Source organism: Dorea sp. AM58-8 (assembly GCF_003464045.1).
Lineage (GTDB): Bacteria > Bacillota > Clostridia > Lachnospirales > Lachnospiraceae > Claveliimonas > Claveliimonas ammoniilytica.
In genome coordinates this window covers 22384-43138 of the sequence record NZ_QSDM01000019.1, presented here as the reverse complement: position 1 = coordinate 43138, position 20755 = coordinate 22384, and the positions used below count along the sequence as shown (strand labels likewise).

Here is a 20755-nt window from a genome sequence, read left to right as displayed (position 1 = left end):
AATACTTTAGTGAGGAGGAAGACAAATGATTGCACCAACATTATTAGTAGGACTTGGGGGAACCGGTTCCAAGATTGTAAGCCGTGTATCCAAGATGGTTACAGAGGAACAGCGAAAGCATATTGGTTTTGCAGTATTTGATACGGATATCAATGAGCTGCGCGAGATCCGTGAGGCCAATCCGTATATCAAGACAATTCAGACTTCTACGAAACTGACGGTAGGCGAGTATCTGAATATTGATACGCATGCCAGAGATACCTGGTTTCCGGTAAATGGTATTTTGAACAGCAAGTCGCTGACAGAAGGAGCCGGACAGGTAAGAGCGATTTCAAGACTTGCATTAGATACAGCAATTCGTGCCGGTAATATGGAGCCGTTACACAAAGCAATTGAAGAACTGTATAAGCTGGAAGGAGATTCCGGCGAGCAGGCTCTGCGTGTGGTAATTGTAAGTTCACTGGCCGGCGGTACCGGATCCGGACTGATCCTTCCGGTGGCACTTTACCTGAAGAATTATCTGGCAACAAAGTTCCAGGCAAGTGCGAATATTACACGAGGATTTTTTATCCTTCCGGAAGTATTCTATGAAGTGATTCGTGGCCAGTCAGAGCGTAACAATCTGCGTTGTAATGCCTATGCGGCACTCCGTGAGCTGGATGCATTTTTGATGAAAGGGGATAAGACCCTGCCTGAGAAATATGACAAGACAGTACGTGTAGAGTTCCCGCGCGTAGGTTCTTCCGAAGTAGAAGAATATGATGTAAGACCATATGATTTCTGCTTCCTGTTTGATGCACAGAATACAGAAGGTAAGAAGCTGAACAGCTTTAACCAGTATCTGGATCATGCAGCAAACTGTATTTATTCACAGTCTATCGGACCGATGAATAAGAGAAGCAATTCATCTGAGGATAATACAATCCGTGAGCTGTGTGCACAGAGAGGACGCAACCGTTATGCGGGAGCCGGTTCAGCGATGCTGATCTACCCGACAGAGGACGTAAAAGAATATATTGCACTTAACTGGGCAAAGGAATGTGTATCGAAGCAGTGGCTGGTATTTGATGATATGTACAGAGAACGCTGCATGGCAAATTCGGAAATGCGTGCGCAGGGATTCCATGTGAATGATATCGATCCGTCTATGAGTTATATCGGTTCGATTGAGCAGATGGCAAAACAGAAAGATCCGTTTGCCAAGGCAATTGAGGAGGCCTGCACCATCTATGATGACGGTGGATACAAGAAAGTCAGCGATAAATGGTCTGAGTACGTGGATCAGCTGAAGAAGTTTGTAAAGACCAGCGTGATGACAGGACAGCTGGATCTGGATTCACAGAAGAGACAGGCGATGGGACTGATCAACGATATCGAGGTCGGTAAAAAAGAGGCAAAAGAAGATCTGCAGTCTGCATTTATGGAAGTTGAGAAGTATAAAGATATGGTTATGAGACGGAGCGAGGATTCCGGAAGAACCATCGCATACACCATCTTCCGTGCAAAGAATGATTCAGCAACAAAGGATCGGCTTCCACACCAGATGGAGACATATCTGCGCGATCAGCATGACGCATTTATCCATCCGAATGCAGTCCGTTATTTCCTATATCAGGCACTGGAACTGATGAAACAGGAAAAGGTATTCGTTGACAAAGAGAATAAGAAAAAAGAGAAGTTCTTTGATGACTTCTATAATATATTTGATGATCCGAAGACGGATGAGACAGAGACCGTGGATCAGCTGACAGAACGTAAGATGGATAAGAAGACGCAGCAGGAGATGAAGGATCAGTTCCGTTATTATCTGAGTGAGGTGGATAAGTACAGAACAAGCAGTGTGCTGGCAGAAGTACTGAGAGAAGGTATTGATTATATTACCAATCTGTGCGATGCGTTCCAGACCTTCTATGCATCTTTCGAAGATCGCATTGGCAAACTGGACAGAAGAATCAATTCTCTGCTGAAAAAATATGTGAATACAGCTGGTAAAACTACACGTTATGTGTGTGCATCGGCTAACTGCTTTAACAGACTGCTGAAGGAAATGCCATATACCGGCAATACGATTACGATTGATAAGGAGCTGGCAGAGGACATTTATTCAAAAGTCCGCGGATATTCCATGATGAAGGACAAACCGGAAAATGGCGGATACTTCGAGGAATTATTCGAAGATGGAATTATCGGATATTTTGAAAAATCTCTGATGGAGATTTACGGTACAACGGTAAATATGGATGTACTTTCAGCACTGGAAAGAGAAGCTAAGTACGAGGCCAATGAATATGATTACGGACGTGTAGAACAGTATGTGCGCCGTGTGATCGCAGAGACCAGAAGCCTTTCTAATCCATTTATCGAAAGACCGCTTGGCGAACAGAGGGAACCAATCGCAGCCTGCACATACAGCAAGCAGCTGGATCCGAGGACGATTCTCCGAGATCTATGCTGATCGCTCAGGAACTTGGCAATTACGGTGGCAATCCGGATGAAGATATTCCGTTGAATATGATCATGTTCTATCAGGCAATCTACGGGCTGCGTGCCAATGGTCTGTCCAAGTTCGCTCCGGGAAGCGAAGCAGACGGAAGATGCGAAGGTGAGTATTACAAGGCATATTATGAACTGATCAGCCAGATTAAGCCGAAGTCAGATAAGACACCGGTGATCACTCCGCATATCGACCGTAAATGGCATATCATTACCTGTCTGCCGGATCTGGATGACGAGAATCAGGAACGTCAGGAGAGAAGAATTTACCGTGCATTTATTCTTGGTATGATCTTCAATCTGATCAGTTACCGGAAAATTGCAGAGGGCAAATATCTCTACAGACTGCAGTTAAATGGTATTGATACCGAAGAGTTTGTGGTATCGAATGGTACACCTTGTGATCATTACTATGAAGTGCTGGATGCGCTGATCATTAATCCGGTCGTTGTTAAGACAATCCTGAATTATATGGATAAGAAGTTTACGGCAGAGAAGAACAGCGCCGGTAAGATTACAATCGAGAACAGCCTTCTGATGAAGCATATCGGTAAGTTAAAAACAGATGAGTTTAAGAAGAGCGGACTGACAATTTTTGACCTTGCGTTGCTGTTGAAGGTATCTACACCGGCGGCAGAATTTGATAAGAAGGTCGGCAAAGATATCATGAGAGAGAGCCTGCAGATGATCTACGAATACATGAGTACCATCGTGCTTGGCGATGATCTTGACTGGATATATGGCAACTTCGTATTTGACCAGGTAAAAGCATTCGATAAAAATGTAGACTGGTATTTTGCAAACTGGAGAGACGATTTCAGCGATTACGTAGATGATCTGATGCAGATCGCAGCTAATGAGCTGGAGAACAAGGAACAGGAGAATCTGTGCGAGAAGATGCAGGAACTGATCGAGAACGCCAGAGAGAGACGAGAATAATTAGCAGAATATAAAGGCGGTGAAAGTAATGCATACAGTGATAATACTGAGTAAGCACTCATCGGATCTGCTGAGAGAATACCGCTATCTTTTTCAACCGTTTGTGGATAAGGGAGCCATTAGTTTCTGTGACTGGAATGAATCCGGAACAGACCTTGAAACGTCTGTCCCGGATCTGTACAAACAGATCAGAGGAAAAGTTGACTGGAGGACTGTGATCGTAAGTGCAGAGCCTGTCTATGGCAATCGGAAAGGTCCGGTGCCGGATGAGAAGAATCCATTTGATTTTCCGGCGGAAGCTGTAAAAGCAGCGGAGGATGCCGTGCCGCAGGACAGTGCGATACCATTGGTGCGTCTGACGCATATGATCTGTGGATATCCGGCAGCACCGGTTAAGAATTTTGAAGAAGCTTATGAGTATGTGGATGTAGAGACGGGAGTGACTCACAGAGTAAGAGCTTCCGAACTTTCCAGAGAAGAGTTCTATGCCCTGTCAGAACAATACCGTGACGGTCTGCGTCCGATCTATCTGCAGGAGAGAGTATCGGAGAAAGCAGAAAAGGCGAGAAAGGCACTGGAAGAAAAGTATACGTTTTCTGATGTGCGTCCGCAGGAAGTCTACCTGTTCTCTCTGCGCAGACATCCGGATGATGAGAATTATATCTATGAGTCATGGAAATCTCCGTTTGAGATGGAGAGTTCTGATTTCAGCCGGAGAAATAACTATCCGGCATCTGCCGTTTTATCTGCGGCGATATTACGAATCCGGAGAACAGCCGCTATACCAGAGAACTGGTGGAATTCTGGATGGGCATACTGACGGTGGCTGTGAACCATATACCGGCCAGCATCCTGCAGGCATATAAGCTGTACCGGATGCAGATCGAGGTGTCAAAAGAAGAACTGGGAGAGACATTGAACCAGCATCTGAATAAAATGGAAGCAGCGTCTGCGTTTGTACAGACGAGGCTCGGTATGAAGCCGGAGAATGCATTTGAGGATGGTGCCAGGATTGTTGAAAAGCAGCGTATACCGGTAATCTTCACAGAAGTATCCGGAAAAGATCTGTATATTTCGACAAAAGATATCGGGCTTAGCAGAGACTGTCCGGCAGATGAACTGATGTATTGGAATACCAGTGTGCGCGAAAAGTCGGATAATGTGGAACGATATCTGAAGATGCCGAGACGGGCAGTAGACCGTGCGGCGGCGCAGGTGAAATCTCGTGCAGAAAGCTTTTTTGATGAAGAGTACGAACTGGATCGCTTTCAGATTGAAGAACTGGAAGAAGAGCTGGATACGCTGGAACTGCAGATACTGACCAGCGATACCAGAAGTACAGTGGATGGAAAGCAGATTCAGAAGAAGGTTAATGAGATTGACAGGAAGGTGAAAAAAGACATTGCGGTGCGGATGCGCCGAGGTGTTGTGATCAGCACAGGAGTGTTAATTCTGCTCGTATATCTGATGGGATATATTCCGTATATGTTCAACTCGCTTCGTAATGGAGGTGGGGCATTTGCGGGAGCACTTGGCATAAGTCTTGGAGCGACGTTGATTGTGGCAATCGGAGGAATCGTTGCCTTGGTTCTTCTCAGAAAGCAGATCGTGGCAAGTATGGAGCGGTTCAATGATCTGATGCGTTCAGTAGTTAATAGTGTAAATACTTCTGCGCATAAGTATGAGGAGTATTTTTCAACCCTCTGTACTTATATGAAGGCACAGTCTATCTATGCAGGGGTCACAAAGCGCAAGGATGCGGTGTCAGCACGAGTGCAGAAGCTTCGGACGCATAAGCAGGCACTTAGGACAACAATCGCAAGAGATGAAGAGCTGGCGGCAGCGTTTGGTATTCGAAGAGCGGCAGCATTTGAAAAGAATGTAACCAGATTCTTTGATGAAGATAAGGTGCCAAAGGATAACAGGCTTTACTATTATGAAATAGACGGAGGGAAGACAGAGATTCCGCTCAATACAGCGGGAGATATGATCTGGGCTCCGTACAAATTTATTACAGGTCTGAAGATTGAGAGAGAAGATCTGTATGAGGATGTGAAAGGAGAAGAGTCATGACAGGGATAATGCTATTGATCAAAATTATACTCTGTACAGCATCTTTCATACTCCTCTGTACAGCGAGTCTGAAGATTAATCTGAATGAGTCGGAACGTGCAAGGCAGTTCCCGATGCCGGTAATTGCATTTGTGTATTGTCTGGTCATGCTGATCTTTTTGAATGGGATCTATGGTGTGACTACAGAATTGGTTGCATATGGAGTTAAGACGCTTCCGGCACTTCGACAACTGAAGCTTCAGAAGTATCTGGTATATCTGGTGAATCTTCTGATGGTGGCAGGATTCCTGATCGTGAAGCTGATTGCACTGCATGTTCTGAAAAAGAAGCACCACGCAGCAGAAGGATTGATTGAAACAGCTTGCGGCTGGTGTTATGAGTATGATAAAGAGCTGGATAAATGGTTTATAAAACCGGAATATTCACAGATTCGGTTCATGTGGAAAGGCATCTATTATACGGCAGTCGGCGTGTCGGCATTTGTGTTTGTGCTGTCACAGTACTTTCCGACATTTGCGGCATTCCGGTCGGTATTTTATCCGGTATTTGGATTGATCGTGCTGGGCGAAATGATCTGCTTTTTGTCCGGTCTTACCAAGAGACAGTTTATCGGGGATATCCTCGGTGAAGATGAAGATGCTTACAAGGTGGCCAATTATGGCCTTCTGCGCGATGTGCTGAAGAATCTGTTTGGCAAGCATGTATTATATGATACGACAATCGATAATGGTATTGGTGTTCCGGCAGCATTTGAGACGCTGGAAGAGCTCTGCGAGAGCAAGGATGGCGCATCAGCGAATCTTGGCAGATATTTCCGGGCGCTGAAGGAAAGCGGCAAGGACATTGATCCGGGATATGTAAAGAGCTGCATTAAGCTGATGAAAGGACAGAGCGTATTGTTCTGTAACCCATTTTACCGGGATCTGACGGATTATCTGATGATTCCGATGACGAGACAGCTGATGAAGAACCGGAAGACTCTGGTGGTCATGGGTAGAGACTCCTCCACAGATGATGTGAAACTGTGGCTGGAGCAGGGAATCATAGAACAGATCAATACGGACAGTCTGTGGAAAGTAGAAGTACTGAACACGGCTGTGACGAATGCTGATATCGGGATTCTGAAATTCAGTGATCTGTTTAATTTTGAAATACAGCAGAGGAATGCAGAGTTTTTTGAAAAAGTCGGATTCGTATTTATCGTAGAACCATCGAAGCTTCTGGCGACCGGACAGATTGGATTGAATCTGCTGGTTGGAAGATTTCATAAAGAAGTGCCGGTTGTGTATGCTGCTTGTGACCGTAACTGTGACGGGCTGGTAGATGCGTTGTCGCATACACTTCGTACGAATATTACAGAAGTATCGGCAACCAGCCAGAGTGCATCGATCACATCGATCATGTGTTGGGATGCAGATGGAGAGTATATGCATCACAGAATATTCTCTAATATTTCCCGATATATGGGTATCGGCACAGAGATTAATTCGGTAGCGTTAAAATATCAGATTGCGAATACCAAATGGTTCAGTGGCGATAAATTCCCGGTTCTGGATATGAAATGGATCGCAGGACAGTATTATAAAAAGATCTGTGGTTTTGCAGATCTTCCGGTGAGTCAGGAAAGCTTTAATAAAGCATTTCAGGTGGACTCCAATCTCTGGAGTGCAAAGTCGCAGGAAAATGCGTTTCTGGTTGTGGAAGATGAATTCCAGAATCTGTTTGAGATGGTGCGCCTCTATGCGACCAGGGCAAAACAGCAGGGGTTTATCAATGTGGTCAGCGAGAATTATCTGCTGAGAGACTATATGTTTGCGAATGCAAAGACATTTCTGGCAGACCCGAAAGCAGTACCGACTATTGTGGCAGATTATACCAGGTCAGAGCGTAATACCGTGTTAAAACTTCTGATGCGTATGGCAGGTGAACCGGTATGTGAGGATGATATTGCAGAAGCATTCATGGTAAGCGGTATTGTGTACGATGAGGATACACCGGCAGATACATTGAAAGAGCTGATCTATAAGCATTGTAATATTGATGAGATTAATATCCGGATACATTTCCGGGATGAACTGATGGAAGACGGACTTCGGACCATCACCAGAAAGTATTATGAGATCGAAGAACATACAGAGATCGCTGAGTTTGTCAAGAATCTGAAGAATGCATATTATATTGCAGAGGATGAAAAGGGAGAGACATATTATATCGGTGCGAAGCTTTACGGACACATTTTCCAGGCGCTGATTCCTGGGCAGTTCCTGACTTATGGGGGCAAATACTATGAAGTGCAGTCGATCACACCGCGCAATGGCGTAGTTGTAAGAAGAGCAGCCGACCATATTACGGGGCGTAAGTATTACCGTCAGATTCGTCATATTGCGATTCGTAACTGGCAGGATGATACCAGCGTGGGCGGTCAGAAATCACTTGGGGATATCCGTATTCTGAAAGGATATTGTCAGGTAGAAGTGCAGACAGACGGATATCTGGAAATGCAGGATTACCATGATCTAAAAAATGGCCGTCATATCTATGTAAGCAGTATTCCGGTGCGTTCATATCGCAATAAACTGGTGATGAAAGTGGTATTTCCGGGAGCATCTGAACGGATCCGTTATACGATGGCACTGATGCTTAATGAGATTTTCCGCACAACTTATCCGGATGCATATCCATATATCTGTGCGGTGACTCCATTCAGTACGGAAAGTGAGATTCCGGAGAATCTGAAATATGCGATGTATTCAATGGAGAGTGAATCTGAAGAACCGGGCATATACATTGTAGAAGACAGTGAGATTGATCTGGGACTGATTACCTCTGTGGAGCGTAATCTGGAGCGATATTTTGAGATTATCACGGAACTTCTGGGATGGCATGAGAGAAAGATGAAAGAGCATCCGAAGAAGGAGAAACCGGTCGAGAAGTTTGTGCCGGAATTCCCGGAACCGGAGGAATGCCCGGAGGCAGAGCAGACGGCAGAAAAGAAGAAAGGCATTGTCCAGAAGATTAAAGAGAAGCTGTCTGGAAAGAAACAGCAGGCAGAGGTGCAGCCGGCATGGAATGACGAGGAGCCGGAATTTACATATTCTGAGGGCGAAGAGCAAAAACCGGATTCGGAAAGTACAGAGACGAAAGAACCGGAGCAGCTCGTGCAGGACGATCAGGAAAACCATGAACTTACGGAATATCAAAAGCACTGCTTCCTGAAATATGGATATGATGAGATTGATGGTTTCCTGGATTTCGCAGGCACGACAGCATATCTGGCGGCATATGGCTATGACCATAACCCACTCCAGCAGGTGCGCGATAAGGAAAAGGCAGCGCAGGAATATATCAGGGCATATGATCCGGATAAACTCGGTGCTCATTTCTGTGATTTCTGTGGCGTAGAGATTGCAGGCGGCGAGTACGATGTGCTGAAGGATGGCAGAGAGCGGTGCAGCCACTGTTCTTCAACCGCACTGCGGACAGGGGAAGAATTCAAAGATGTGTATAAGATGGTACTTCGCAATATGGAGATCTTCTATGGCATTAAGATCAATGCGGCGATTAAAGTACGTATGACAGATGCGAGGACGATCGCAAAACATTTTGGTGAAGACTTTGTACCGACACCGGGTGTGGATGGAAGAGTGCTTGGATTTGCACAGAAAGATGCGTCCGGTTACAGTCTGTATATTGAAAATGGCTCACCGAGGCTCGCTGCTATGGCAACGATCGCTCACGAACTGACTCATATCTGGCAATACCAAAACTGGATGATAAGAAGATCATAGAAGCTTATGGGGCACAGAATCGTCTGGAAGTATATGAAGGTATGGCGAAATGGGCCGAGATCCAGTATCTGCTGTATCTGAATGAGACTGCTTACGGAAAGAGAGAGCAGGTTCGAACGATGATGCGGAAAGATGAGTATGGAAGAGGATTTATTCAGTATATGAAGAAATATTCTCTGTCTTATCAGCAGGAAAAGAAACGTACACCGTTTCAGGAATTTCCGCCGCTGTAAGAGATGGACAGCAGGAGCGGAGCATGCACTCATAAAGAGGCATACTCCGCTTTTACTGCATTACATATGATGGGGCTTTGGGCAGATACCATCAATTAATCAGGGAGACTTAAGGAATGAAAAAAGGGTTATCAGTTATTAAATATATATTGTTATCATTGGTGCTGTTTTTCGGCGGTGTAATGATAGAAGTGTCACCGACGGATTTTGTTAAGGCGGTTACACAGGATGTGAAAGATCTGACGCCGGATCAGAAGGATGACCCGGACAAGGCGAAAGATGTGCAGGATCAGGCACAGGCAGATGATAAAGATAAAGAAAAAGAACCGAAAGAAAATTACCTGAGATATTATTATTCTCTGTTGGATGGTGCAGAGAAAAATTGTTATGACAAAGTGTGCGATGCAATAGAAAATGAGGAAGCATCCGTTGAGCTGGAAGGAATCGATAAGGATCAGCTGGCGCGGATCTTCCAGAGTGTGTATCTGGACTGGCCGGAGTATTTCTGGCTGGATTGTCTGCAGTATACATACAATACAAACCCGACAGGGGTGATCTTGAATTTGAATTATAATTATACGGGTGCAGAGCGTGAAAAGAGAGAGGCAATCGTAAAGCAACAGTCAGAAGAGATATTGGCAGGAGTGCCGGCTGGCGGTTCAGATTACGATAAGGTGAAATATGTCTTTGAGACGCTGGTAGACATGACGGAATATGATCTGTCTGCCCCGGATAATCAGAATATATATAGTGTATTTGGCAACTGGACAACAGTGTGTGCGGGATATGCAGGAGCTACGAAGTACCTGCTTGACCGGGCAGGCGTGGATTGTATCTGGGTAACAGGAAACGGAGGAGGCGGACCACACGCATGGAATATCGTGAAATGTGATGGACAGTATTATTACGTGGATACTACCTGGGGAGACCCTGGTTACCGGGAACTACAGGGAGAAGATGTGACGAAAGATTTTATTGCATATGAATACCTGTGCTGTTCCGGGCAGATGCTGAATCAGACACATACGCCGGATAGTACTTATCCGCTGCCGGAATGTACGGATACTTCTCTGGAATATTATCGGATGAAGGGCAGATATCTGGAAACGGCAGATGCCGGAATGACACTGGATATTATGAAACAGGCCTATAATGATGGAAAAAAATATACAAAGATTCAGTATGCAAGTAATGATCTGATGAATCAGATTATGGAACAGCTGAAAGGCGATCTGTCACAGCAGATGATGGAATATATGAAGGCACAGAGCGGACAGGAGCCGAAAGAAACGCGATGGGAATATCAGCCGGCCAGCAGTGTGCTGATCGTGTACTGGGAGTAGAGAGATGAGAAGAGCAAGAAAGAAGCCGGTAAGGGTAAATGCGTACAGACTGGGAGAACAGAGTGAAGGGCTTGACAGATTGATAAAAGAAGGCCTGGTAAGTCAATCAGATGACGGAACCTTTGAAGTACATACAATGGAAACGAAAGATGAAAAGGGGGAGACAGCGCATGTAGGAGACTATGTGAAGCTGGATGCAGCCGGCAGGCCGTACCCCAATAAGGCAGAGTTCTTTGAAAAGAATCACAGGCATATAGATGGTGATCAGTACGAGCAGTTTCCAAAAGACCGGGAAGTCTGGATGATGGGGGATCCGATGTGCCCGGAGGTTGAGTTCCTCATAGAGCAGGGAAGGCTGGAACTTCATAAGGAAGATCCGGAACATTATTTTAAGGGAACCGGCTGGGGTACAAAACTTACCGCATCCAGTGATGCGGCGCTTGTATTCTATGAGATTAAGCGGAATGCCGGTGGAAATATCGTGGATGCTGAGTTTAACTTTGTGGACAGAGATACGTTTGAAGAGACCTATGAACTGATCAAAGATAAAGAACCGGTCAGATATGATGCATTTATCAGTTACAGTCACAGCGAGCCGGATGCGTTTGTGGCAGGAAAGCTGCATACCATGCTGGAACATTATAAGGTGCCGAAGAAGATTCAGGAGATCAGCGGTAAGAAAAAGATTGAACGGGTATTTCGCGACAGAGAGGAACTTCCATTGTCTGCAAATCTGGCAATGGGTATCTGTGAGGCATTGGAAAATTCGGAATATCTGATCGTTATCTGCTCACCGAGATCCGTGAAGTCGGAATGGGTACAGCGGGAGATTGAGACATTTCTGCTGACGCATACGAAGGACAAAGTGCTGACACTGCTGGCAGAGGGTGAGCCGGAAGAGGCGTTTCCGGATATCCTGTGTTATGAAGAGAAAATATTGCATCGACCGGACGGTACGGCAGAAACAGTTCGTGAACGAATCGAGCCGATGGCAGCAGATGTGAGAGGTGCCGATCACAGAGAGATAGAGAAGAAGCTGAAGGAAGAGTTTTTAAGAATATTAGCGCCGATGCTTGGCTGTACTTATGATGAGCTGAAGCAGAGACACCGGGATTACATGTTCCGCCGTGTGATCGCGGGTGTGAGTGCGGCAGCGGTGTTGGCAGTCGGAGTGACCGCATTTACACTGTATCAGGCAGCAAAGACGGAAGCACAGTATCAGGAGGCGAGGCGCAATCAGGCAAGATATCTTGCGGGCATTTCCGGGGAACTGTTAGATGGCGGTGACCGAATGGGTGCACTTAAGACCGTGATGGCAATCACGCCGGACGATCCGGACGCCGATGAACCGGTGGTGCCAGAGCAGATGTATGCATTGAATCAGGCACTGTATTCTTATCAGCACACGGATACAATCGTGGACTATAAGACAGATCGCTCTTATGAACTGGATGCACAGGTACAGGAGCAGGATGGGGATCAGGAAGAATACCTGAGCCCGGACGGAACAGCATATTTTTGTCTGGATCAGCAGGGAACAGCGTATGTACTGGATGTGGAATCAGGTACCTGTACGTGGAAGATAAATCCGGGCAAATTAAAAGGGTATGATGCTGGTGCATTTCAGTACATCGCACCTATATCAGACAGCCGGGCGGTTGCAGTATCTCAGGAAGAAATCTTGTTTTTGGATTGGAAAAAGAAGAAAGTTGTAAGTAAGATTGAACGTCAGGAAGAAGAGATTCAAGCTGCAAATCTTTATTATGCGATATCAGGTACGAATCTTGCGGTTACAAATGGACATATTCTGTGGGTTTATGATCTGGAACAGAAAACATGTACACATCAGATAGAGTATGAAAGTGAGGACTTCATTTATCGGCCATCTATGGTGTTTAATGAAGATGGAAGCGAAATTGCGATGAGTGCTGGCAGTCCTGCGGAGGAAAATGTTGAAAGAGGTGTTATATGTGTGTCGCTTGCAGATGAGAGCATTACCAGACTTTCTGATGTGGATTCGGATGTGATGACATATGCGGGGGAACATCGTGTGGCAGTGGTGCAGTGTGAACTAGCGGGAGAAGTGGAAGCATATGATGACAAACCTCCGCTCAGGTACTATGTAACAATGTATGATACAGAGTCGGGAGAGCGTGTCTGGACATCGGAAGACTATGACGTACAGGCAATATCCAGACCATGTACCATACAGACGGCTGCTGTGAATACGGATGGAAATGAACAGAGTCTGATAGTAGTGTCGCTGAAAGATAAATTTTTACAATTAGACGCAGAAACGGGAAGTACTGTGTGCTCGCAGGTATATTCCAGCAATATTGCAGGTGTGAGACATGAATGGGATGAGTGGTATATAGTAGGCCTGGAGGATGGAAGAATGTATCCGGCATTCGCGGGGAGAATTGTAGAGAATACCGGAGATCTGGTGATCGGAGAAATTCATAAGAATGTTGGAAATGTGGTATATAGCAATGCGATGGGAAGTGTAATCAGGACAGAAGAGTCTGGAAGAAAAGTAACTTTTTGCAGACGGGTACAGGATACACAGATGAAGAAACTCACATTTGACAGTTCATATAACGATATAGAATATATATCAGTCCCTGAGGGGGATGATACGGCTACGTATCGTGTGGTCGAAGGAAAAGATGGCTCAATAGGAACTGTTAAGACACTGAGCGTATCGAAAGTCGGGGAGGATAAAGTAATCTATAAATACCAGTGTGGAGAAGATTCCGGGATAAATGATGTGAGCATCTGCAAACTGGAGAATCAGACCTGCCTGATGTTTTATGACAAAGAAAGAGGGGAGACACTGGTAGATTTGGATACGGGGAAGGTATTGTGGAGACAGCTTCTGAAAGAAAGTGATTACCGGAATTATGCTGTGCAGTGTTTTCATCAGACAGAAAGATGCGTTGTATATAGTCGCCGCCGTTTTATTGTCGCAGATATGACGGAAGACGGGATTGATGTTTCGAATAAAGACGGTCTTGTAGATGATGAGAAGTTCGTGGATGCAGAAAATTATATTGCAGATATTGCAGTCACAGCAGATGATAAATATGTGATTATGGAGGTGCGTGATTATGATTCCAGTTTTTTGAAAGTATGGGATGTAGAAGCAGGAAAATGGAAGAAGATCGATGGCAAGCAGGAGTATCCGATGGGAGCTTGGAACGGATTTGTATTGGGTAAGGAAAGCCCGGTACTTGCAGCATATACGACAGATGGTACAATCGATATTCTGGATCTGGAAACGGGTACTTGTAAGCAGTCACTTGCCAGCGGATATTATAAAACGGTGCAGTGCGCATTTATGAATCAGGATCAGTATCTGTTAAGCTATGGAGATGATCAGTATCTGACGATGTGGGATGTGGAATCCGGCAAAGTGCGGATGGGGGATGATTCCGGAGATGCCAGTGGCAATCTTGTGACAGATGGAAACAGCAATTATTTTGGACTTATGTATCGTGGTTACAGGTGGAGTGATGGCGATTATAAGGATTCCAGCCTGAGAGTATATTCGGTAGATGACGATGGACAGTTTTACGCTTATGCGGATGTGCCGAGTGGATATGCCAGCTTTGAGGGCAATGAGATATTTGTGGTCTGGCTGGTAGGTGAGAATGGCTATTACGCACCGTTATATGATTATCGGGAACTGAAGAAACGCGCAGAGGATGTACTGGATGGAGCGACACTTACGGATGCAGAAAAAAAGCAGTACTTTGTGTCGGAATAAAGGAGTAATTAGAACATGATATGGAAGATATGTTTTGCTATGGCAATTTTGTTTGTTCTGGCAGGGACTGTGGTGTATATCATCTGCAGAAAACAGGGAGCAAGTCGAATACAATATCTGGGCGCGGGTGTATTTCTTGCGTCGGTAACCATGTGTTTTCCGGTGATGTATATGCAGGAGAATGCGGGGATTGCACTGGCCATGTGTATTTCACACAGTATTCGGATGTTTGTGGTGGATACCGGTGCGGATGATATCCTCAGTATGCTTACGAGAGATATGCTTGGCTCTATGCTGCTTCCATATAAAATGCTGGCGGCGACGTTGTATCTGCTGGCGCCGATCTTTACATTAGGTGTGGTGCTGCAGTATTTTTCGAATACATTTGAGCGGCTGCGGCTGCGTCTGAAGAAAAAACATGATCTGTATATCTTTTCGGAATTGAATACGCGTTCGTTAGAGATTGCCACCGATATGTGGAGCTGTGCAAAAAAAGCGGGACGCAGACTGGAAATCGTATTCTGTTGTTCTGACAAGAAGGACGGTGTTAATACGGATCAGGAAAAAAGTGCACGTAAGCTGAATGCGGTGCTTTTGCCGGAAGAGATCATACATGTGAGACTGAATAGTCAGAGACGCAGGGTGAATTATTATATAATCTCAGAAGACGATGATGCGAATGTAGATCAGACACTAAAAATGATTCATGACATGACAAGTGGATCAGCCTGGTATACCAAACAGAGGTTGTGTCAGAGAAATGTAACACTTCATTGTTATGCGACCAATGCAGAAGCGGAGATTCTGTTGGATGCCAAAGATAAGCAGGATCTGAAAGTTGTGCTTGTAGACGAAGTGCGGGATGCAGTCTATGAACAGTTATATGAATATCCGCTGTATATGAATCAGATGAAGACAGGTGGAGCAAAGCAGAATACGCTTACGCTGTTGATTGTGGGCGGTGGCAAAGCAGGATGTGAATTTCTGAAGGCGGCTGTCTGGAGTGGTCAGATGATAAGTTATAAGCTGAATATTCATCTGTTTGATCTGGAGGGAACAAATCTGCAAGAGAGATTGGAAGAAGAATGCCCGGAACTTCTGGCAGAGGGAGGAAGTTATCAGATTTGTATCCACGAAGGTGATGTATTCAGCAGCATAATGCAGAACGAACTGGACGCATTAGGACAGGTGGATTATTGTGTATCAGCGCTGGGAGATGATGAGAGATCAATTCGTGCAGCGGTATGGATGAGACGCCATTTTTGTGCAAAAACGGGATATACGAAACCATTTATCTGTGCGTATGTGCAAAGTTTGGCAAAGAAAATGGCGGTCAGTGAACTTTCGGAAAATACGAGAAGAAAGACCAGTCTTTCCTATGGAATTGTACCGTTTGGATGTGGCGGGGTTTATTATGGTAATGAATCAGATGCGGCATTTGTACTGGAATATCTGGGCCTTGGTGTGCAGTCGCATTATTTCCGTCTGAACCGGGGATCCGATGCAGAGTCTCGCCGGTATGCAGTGCAGAACTTTTATGAAAAGCAGGGAAATCGCCGGTCGAGTATAGCGAATGGCATGCATATCAGTACCAAATTATGGGAAATGGGATATGGTATTCTGCGTGTGCCGGAAAAAGGCGAAGAACTGGAATGTTACCGCAGGTGCGTAAAGCCGGTGGATTTTGCTGAGATACTGTCATCATTAAGCGAAACAGAGCGTGCGGCTTATTACAATCTGGAGCATGAACGATGGATGGCATATGTCCGCACGGAAGGATGGAGACTGTCAAGTAACGGAGGCAGGACGCTTGCGGAGATCCGCGCCTGCTATGAGCTGTATTGCGAGGAGTTCAAGAATCAGAATTATCTGGCGAAAATGCATCCGGCACTGGTGCCGATAGACAGCGACGATCCATCAGTAGCAACGCTTCAGCAGGTGGATGATATGATCGTGCAGGTGAACCGGGAAAAGGGACTTGGAGAATATTATCCGGATTATGTGCAGTCAGATGTGGAACTTGTGGATCATATCGGAGAAATCGTATCCGGTGTCTGGTGTGGACCGGAGGGCATGCAGATAGCAGGAACACTGGCAAAAGAAGGCACGTGTGTGATCTGCAGCCTGGAGGATATACACAGATATCAGGAAGAACGAAAAAGCTGTTGAACTCTAATCATCCAGAGCATATAATAGAAACACGGTCTGGTCAAAAGAGACCATACGTGGAAGGATGAACAGTATATGGAATTGCAGAAGAATAATACATCGCAAGAGAATGGGATGGATCATACATCATATCTGCCGGAGGCATCACTGCGTCCGGCAGATATTTTACTGCCAGACATGAATGTAGATATGAAAAAATGGGCGGTGATCGCATGTGATCAGTTTACCGCACAGCCGGAGTATTGGAAGCGGGTGGAAAATTACGTGCAGGATGCGCCGTCTATGCTGCGGCTTATTTATCCGGAGATATATTTGAATACAGATGACAGACAGGCATACATCGATCGCATTGCCGCGATTCAGAATGAGATGTCTGCATATCTGAAAGACGAAGTCTTAAAGGAACGCGTACATCAGGGCTACGTACTGACGGTGCGGCAGACTTCTGTGGGAGAACGGATTGGTCTGGTGGCAGAATTGGATCTGGAAAAATATGACTATCATGTGGGAACCGATGCACCGGTGCGTGCCACGGAAGCTACAGTGAAAGAACGAATTCCAGTACGTGTGGGTATCCGTGAAGGCGCATCGCTGGAAAGTCCTCACGTAATGGTGCTGATGGATGATCCGAAGAAGCAGCTTTTGGAAGCATTATATGAAGAACGTATGAGTTTGAGAAGCTGTACGATACGGAGCTGATGGAAGATGGTGGTCATGTGACCGGATATGCGGTGACCGGAGTGTATGCGGAACGTGTATCCGCGAGATTGCAGCAGATGGAAGCGGCGTGTCCGGGAATTTTCCTTGCGGTTGGAGATGGCAATCATTCGCTTGCTTCGGCAAAGACGTGCTGGGAGAATGCGAAAAAGGATCTGACGGAAGAAGAACGGACGGATCATCCGATGCGTTATGCGCTGGTGGAAGCTGTGAATCTGTACAGTCCGTCATTGCTGTTTTATCCGATCCACAGAGTGTTGTATAACTGTGATGATAATACGCTGGCAAATGGCTTTGCGGAATATCTGAAAAAGCAGGATATGAGACTTGCGCAGACAGATGATGATGCGCAGGCGGATGTGACATTTTTATATAAGGAAAACAAATCTTCCTATAAGATTGGGAACCGGGCTGGTCACTTGCCGGTGGAGCTTCTTCAGAAATATCTGGATGAATATTTGAAAGAGTATCCGGAGCGGGAACTGGACTATGTACATAGTGAGGCGGCGGCAGAGCATATTGCAAAAGATGGAAGAGGCTGTGCAATGATTCTTGGAGCTTTTGACAAGAGTTCGCTTTTTGACGCGATTGAAGCAGGAGGCGTGTTGCCAAGAAAGACATTTTCCATTGGCGAAGATATCCAGAAGCGCTATTATATGGAATGCAGAAAGCTCACAAAATAAATAGCTGTTTTGCGACAGAGCAGGGAGAAAAGGCTTGACTTCCGTCCGAATGCTGTGCTATAGTATTCTAGCGATGGAAGTAGGTCTTTTTTTTATGCCTAATTTTAGGTAGCCTCGCAAGCTACCGGTAACACGTAAAAATGTAAATACGAAGCGAGGTGGAAGTTGTGCGTACAAGAATTACTTTAGAGTGTACAGAATGCAAGCAGCGTAACTACAACATGACTAAGGATAAGAAAGCTCATCCGGAACGCATGGAAACTAAGAAGTACTGTAAGTTCTGCAAATCACACACAATGCACAAAGAAACGAAATAAGTCGTTCTGAAAAGGAGTGTGAATGTCATGAGTAAGAAAGAAGCTCAGAAGAAAAGCTGGTTCAAAGGTCTGAAAGCGGAATTCCGCAAGATCATCTGGCCGGACAAAGAGACACTTGCAAAACAGACAGCGGCAGTCGTTTCTGTATCCGTTGTATTGGGAGCGATCATTGCAGTGATTGATTTCCTGGTGCAGAACGGAGTGGATTTATTGGTAAGATAACTGATAAACTGCATGCAAGAAAGGTGATTTTATGTCAGAAGCAAAATGGTACGTGGTTCATACCTATTCCGGGTATGAGAACAAGGTAAAGGCTAACATTGACAAGACCATCGAGAACAGACATCTGGAAGATGAGATTCTGGAAGTCAGAGTTCCGATGCAGGATGTAGTCGAGATGAAGAACGGAGTTCCGAAGACTGCACAGAAGAAGATGTTTCCCGGCTATGTTCTGATCCACATGATCATGAACGACGATACCTGGTATGTAGTACGTAACACAAGAGGTGTTACAGGATTCGTAGGTCCTGGATCCAAACCGGTTCCGCTTACGGATGTTGAGATGGCCGGACTTGGAATCAAACGCGAGAATATCGAGTCTGATTACGAGATCGGAGATACCATTCAGGTTATTGCCGGAGCATGGGCAGACACAGTTGGCGTTGTCCAGTCTATGAATCTGCAGAAGCAGAGTCTGACCATCAATGTAGAGCTTTTTGGCCGCGAGACGCCAGTAGAATTAAGTTTCGCAGAAATTAAGAAGATGTAGTACGTTTTTCACAGTTGGTTGTGGAAATCAAGATTAAAATCAGTGGGAGGGGTATTTACCCCGGCATTACCACAAGGAGGTAATTAAAATGGCAAAAAAAGTAACAGGTTATATCAAATTACAGATTCCTGCAGGTAAGGCAACACCGGCTCCTCCGGTAGGACCTGCACTTGGACAGCATGGTGTTAACATTGTAGAATTTACAAAGCAGTTCAATGCTAAGACAGCAGATCAGGGAGATCTGATCATTCCTGTAGTAATCACAGTTTACAATGACAGAAGCTTTAGTTTCATCACAAAGACACCACCGGCAGCAGTTCTTATTAAGAAAGCCTGCAACATCAAATCTGGTTCAGGCGTGCCGAACAAGACTAAGGTAGCAACAATCACTAAGGCTCAGGTTCAGGAAATCGCAGAGCTGAAGATGCCAGACCTTAACGCAGCAAGCGTTGAGAGCGCTATGAGCATGATCGAAGGTACATGCCGTTCTATGGGTGTTACCGTTACTGAATAATCTGAGAATAACTGAGTGAAATTGATGATATAACGCAGTGGGAGGGTTATCCCGACATTACCACAAGGAGGTATTTTTAAATGAAACACGGAAAGAAATATATCGAAGCTGCCAAGAATATCGAGAGAGGTAATCTTTACGGAAAAGAAGAGGCTATCGCTCTGGTAAAGAAGACAGCAGTTGCCAAATTTGATGAGACCATCGAGGCTCATATCAGAACCGGATGTGACGGACGTCACGCTGACCAGCAGATTCGTGGAGCAGTTGTACTGCCACACGGAACTGGTAAGAAAGTTCGTATCCTGGTATTCGCTAAGGATGCTAAGGCTGAAGAAGCTAAAGCAGCTGGTGCTGATTACGTAGGAGGAATGGAACTGATCGAGAAGATCCAGAAAGAAAACTGGTTCGATTTCGACGTAGTAGTAGCTACACCGGATATGATGGGCGTTGTTGGACGTATCGGTCGTGTACTTGGACCTAAGGGACTTATGCCAAACCCGAAGGCTGGTACAGTAACAATGGATGTTACTAAGGCTGTTAACGATATCAAAGCTGGTAAGATCGAGTACAGACTTGACAAGACTAATATCGTACACGTTCCGATCGGAAAGGCTTCTTTCTCTGAGGAACAGCTTGCAGACAACTTCCAGACGCTTATTGATGCACTTAATAAAGCCAGACCGGCAGCAGTTAAGGGTCAGTACCTTAAGAGTGTGACACTTACTTCTACTATGGGACCTGGAGTAAAGATTAACCCGGCTAAGCTGGTTTAATCCACACAGCATCGAAATACAGAAAATCACCGTCGATTGACGGTGATTTTTTTACTTTACAGGAAATTGCTTTCCTGTAAAGTAAAAAACGCTCCGCGAGGATGCGCACTGCGGCGGATGAGGTAGATGTCGCAAGCGACCGCCGCAGGCGCGAGAATGTGCCAAGGCACATTCTTTG

The 20755-nt window shown here is 45.4% G+C and carries 16 protein-coding genes; all 16 read left to right on the top strand.

The genetic code is table 11. The annotated features are described in order from the left end of the window. Positions 1-25: 25 nt before the first annotated feature. The 16 genes from DXA18_RS12460 (at position 26) to rplA (ending at position 20577) form a co-directional block, all read left to right on the top strand. Positions 26-2455 carry a tubulin-like doman-containing protein gene (locus DXA18_RS12460; protein WP_118384176.1) on the top strand — a complete coding sequence of 810 codons (2430 nt, stop codon included), beginning with the start codon at positions 26-28 and terminating at the stop codon, positions 2453-2455. Then, on the top strand, positions 2449-3432 hold the full coding sequence (locus DXA18_RS12455) for a hypothetical protein (protein WP_118384175.1): 984 nt from the start codon (positions 2449-2451) through the stop codon (positions 3430-3432). Before DXA18_RS12460 ends, DXA18_RS12455 begins: the two co-directional genes overlap by 7 nt. 28 nt (positions 3433-3460) lie before the next feature. After that, a complete protein-coding gene (locus DXA18_RS12450; RefSeq protein WP_118384174.1) occupies positions 3461-4252 on the top strand; it encodes a hypothetical protein in 792 nt (263 codons plus the stop codon). Continuing rightward, a complete protein-coding gene (locus DXA18_RS12445; protein WP_118384173.1) occupies positions 4240-5505 on the top strand; it encodes a hypothetical protein in 1266 nt (421 codons plus the stop codon). The genes DXA18_RS12450 and DXA18_RS12445 overlap by 13 nt, the downstream gene beginning before the upstream one ends. After that, positions 5502-9293 carry a hypothetical protein gene (locus DXA18_RS12440; RefSeq protein ID WP_118384172.1) on the top strand — a complete coding sequence of 1264 codons (3792 nt, stop codon included), beginning with the start codon at positions 5502-5504 and terminating at the stop codon, positions 9291-9293. Before DXA18_RS12445 ends, DXA18_RS12440 begins: the two co-directional genes overlap by 4 nt. Positions 9294-9334: 41 nt before the next feature. Continuing rightward, positions 9335-9526 carry a hypothetical protein gene (locus DXA18_RS12435; protein WP_118384171.1) on the top strand — a complete coding sequence of 64 codons (192 nt, stop codon included), beginning with the start codon at positions 9335-9337 and terminating at the stop codon, positions 9524-9526. Positions 9527-9642: 116 nt separating this feature from the next. Then, positions 9643-10869, top strand: coding sequence for a transglutaminase domain-containing protein (locus DXA18_RS12430; RefSeq protein WP_118384170.1), 1227 nt, complete (start codon positions 9643-9645; stop codon positions 10867-10869). Positions 10870-10873: 4 nt separating this feature from the next. Further along, a complete protein-coding gene (locus tag DXA18_RS12425; RefSeq protein WP_118384169.1) occupies positions 10874-14635 on the top strand; it encodes a toll/interleukin-1 receptor domain-containing protein in 3762 nt (1253 codons plus the stop codon). A 15-nt stretch (positions 14636-14650) separates the two neighbouring features. Beyond that, a complete protein-coding gene (locus tag DXA18_RS12420; RefSeq protein ID WP_118384168.1) occupies positions 14651-16804 on the top strand; it encodes a hypothetical protein in 2154 nt (717 codons plus the stop codon). 75 nt (positions 16805-16879) lie between these two features. Further along, positions 16880-17503 carry a DUF1015 family protein gene (locus tag DXA18_RS16370; protein ID WP_278337075.1) on the top strand — a complete coding sequence of 208 codons (624 nt, stop codon included), beginning with the start codon at positions 16880-16882 and terminating at the stop codon, positions 17501-17503. After that, entirely contained in the window at positions 17503-18204 is a 702-nt protein-coding gene (locus DXA18_RS16365) for a DUF1015 family protein (protein ID WP_278337074.1), read from the top strand. The genes DXA18_RS16370 and DXA18_RS16365 overlap by 1 nt, the downstream gene beginning before the upstream one ends. Positions 18205-18371: 167 nt before the next feature. Further along, positions 18372-18521: a 50S ribosomal protein L33 gene (rpmG, locus tag DXA18_RS12410; RefSeq protein ID WP_118384167.1), complete on the top strand. Its 150-nt coding sequence runs from the start codon at positions 18372-18374 to the stop codon at positions 18519-18521. Positions 18522-18548: 27 nt separating this feature from the next. Further along, complete coding sequence (gene secE, locus DXA18_RS12405; protein WP_118384166.1) at positions 18549-18743, top strand: preprotein translocase subunit SecE; 195 nt, start codon at positions 18549-18551, stop codon at positions 18741-18743. A gap of 31 nt (positions 18744-18774) precedes the next feature. Next, positions 18775-19290, top strand: coding sequence for a transcription termination/antitermination protein NusG (gene nusG, locus DXA18_RS12400; RefSeq protein WP_118384165.1), 516 nt, complete (start codon positions 18775-18777; stop codon positions 19288-19290). A gap of 88 nt (positions 19291-19378) precedes the next feature. Beyond that, the gene (gene rplK / locus DXA18_RS12395) at positions 19379-19804 is read left to right on the top strand and encodes a 50S ribosomal protein L11 (RefSeq protein ID WP_118384164.1); all 426 of its coding nucleotides are present in this window, start codon (positions 19379-19381) and stop codon (positions 19802-19804) included. Between the two features lie 80 nt (positions 19805-19884). Continuing rightward, positions 19885-20577 carry a 50S ribosomal protein L1 gene (gene rplA / locus DXA18_RS12390; protein ID WP_118384163.1) on the top strand — a complete coding sequence of 231 codons (693 nt, stop codon included), beginning with the start codon at positions 19885-19887 and terminating at the stop codon, positions 20575-20577. Positions 20578-20755 lie beyond the last annotated feature (178 nt).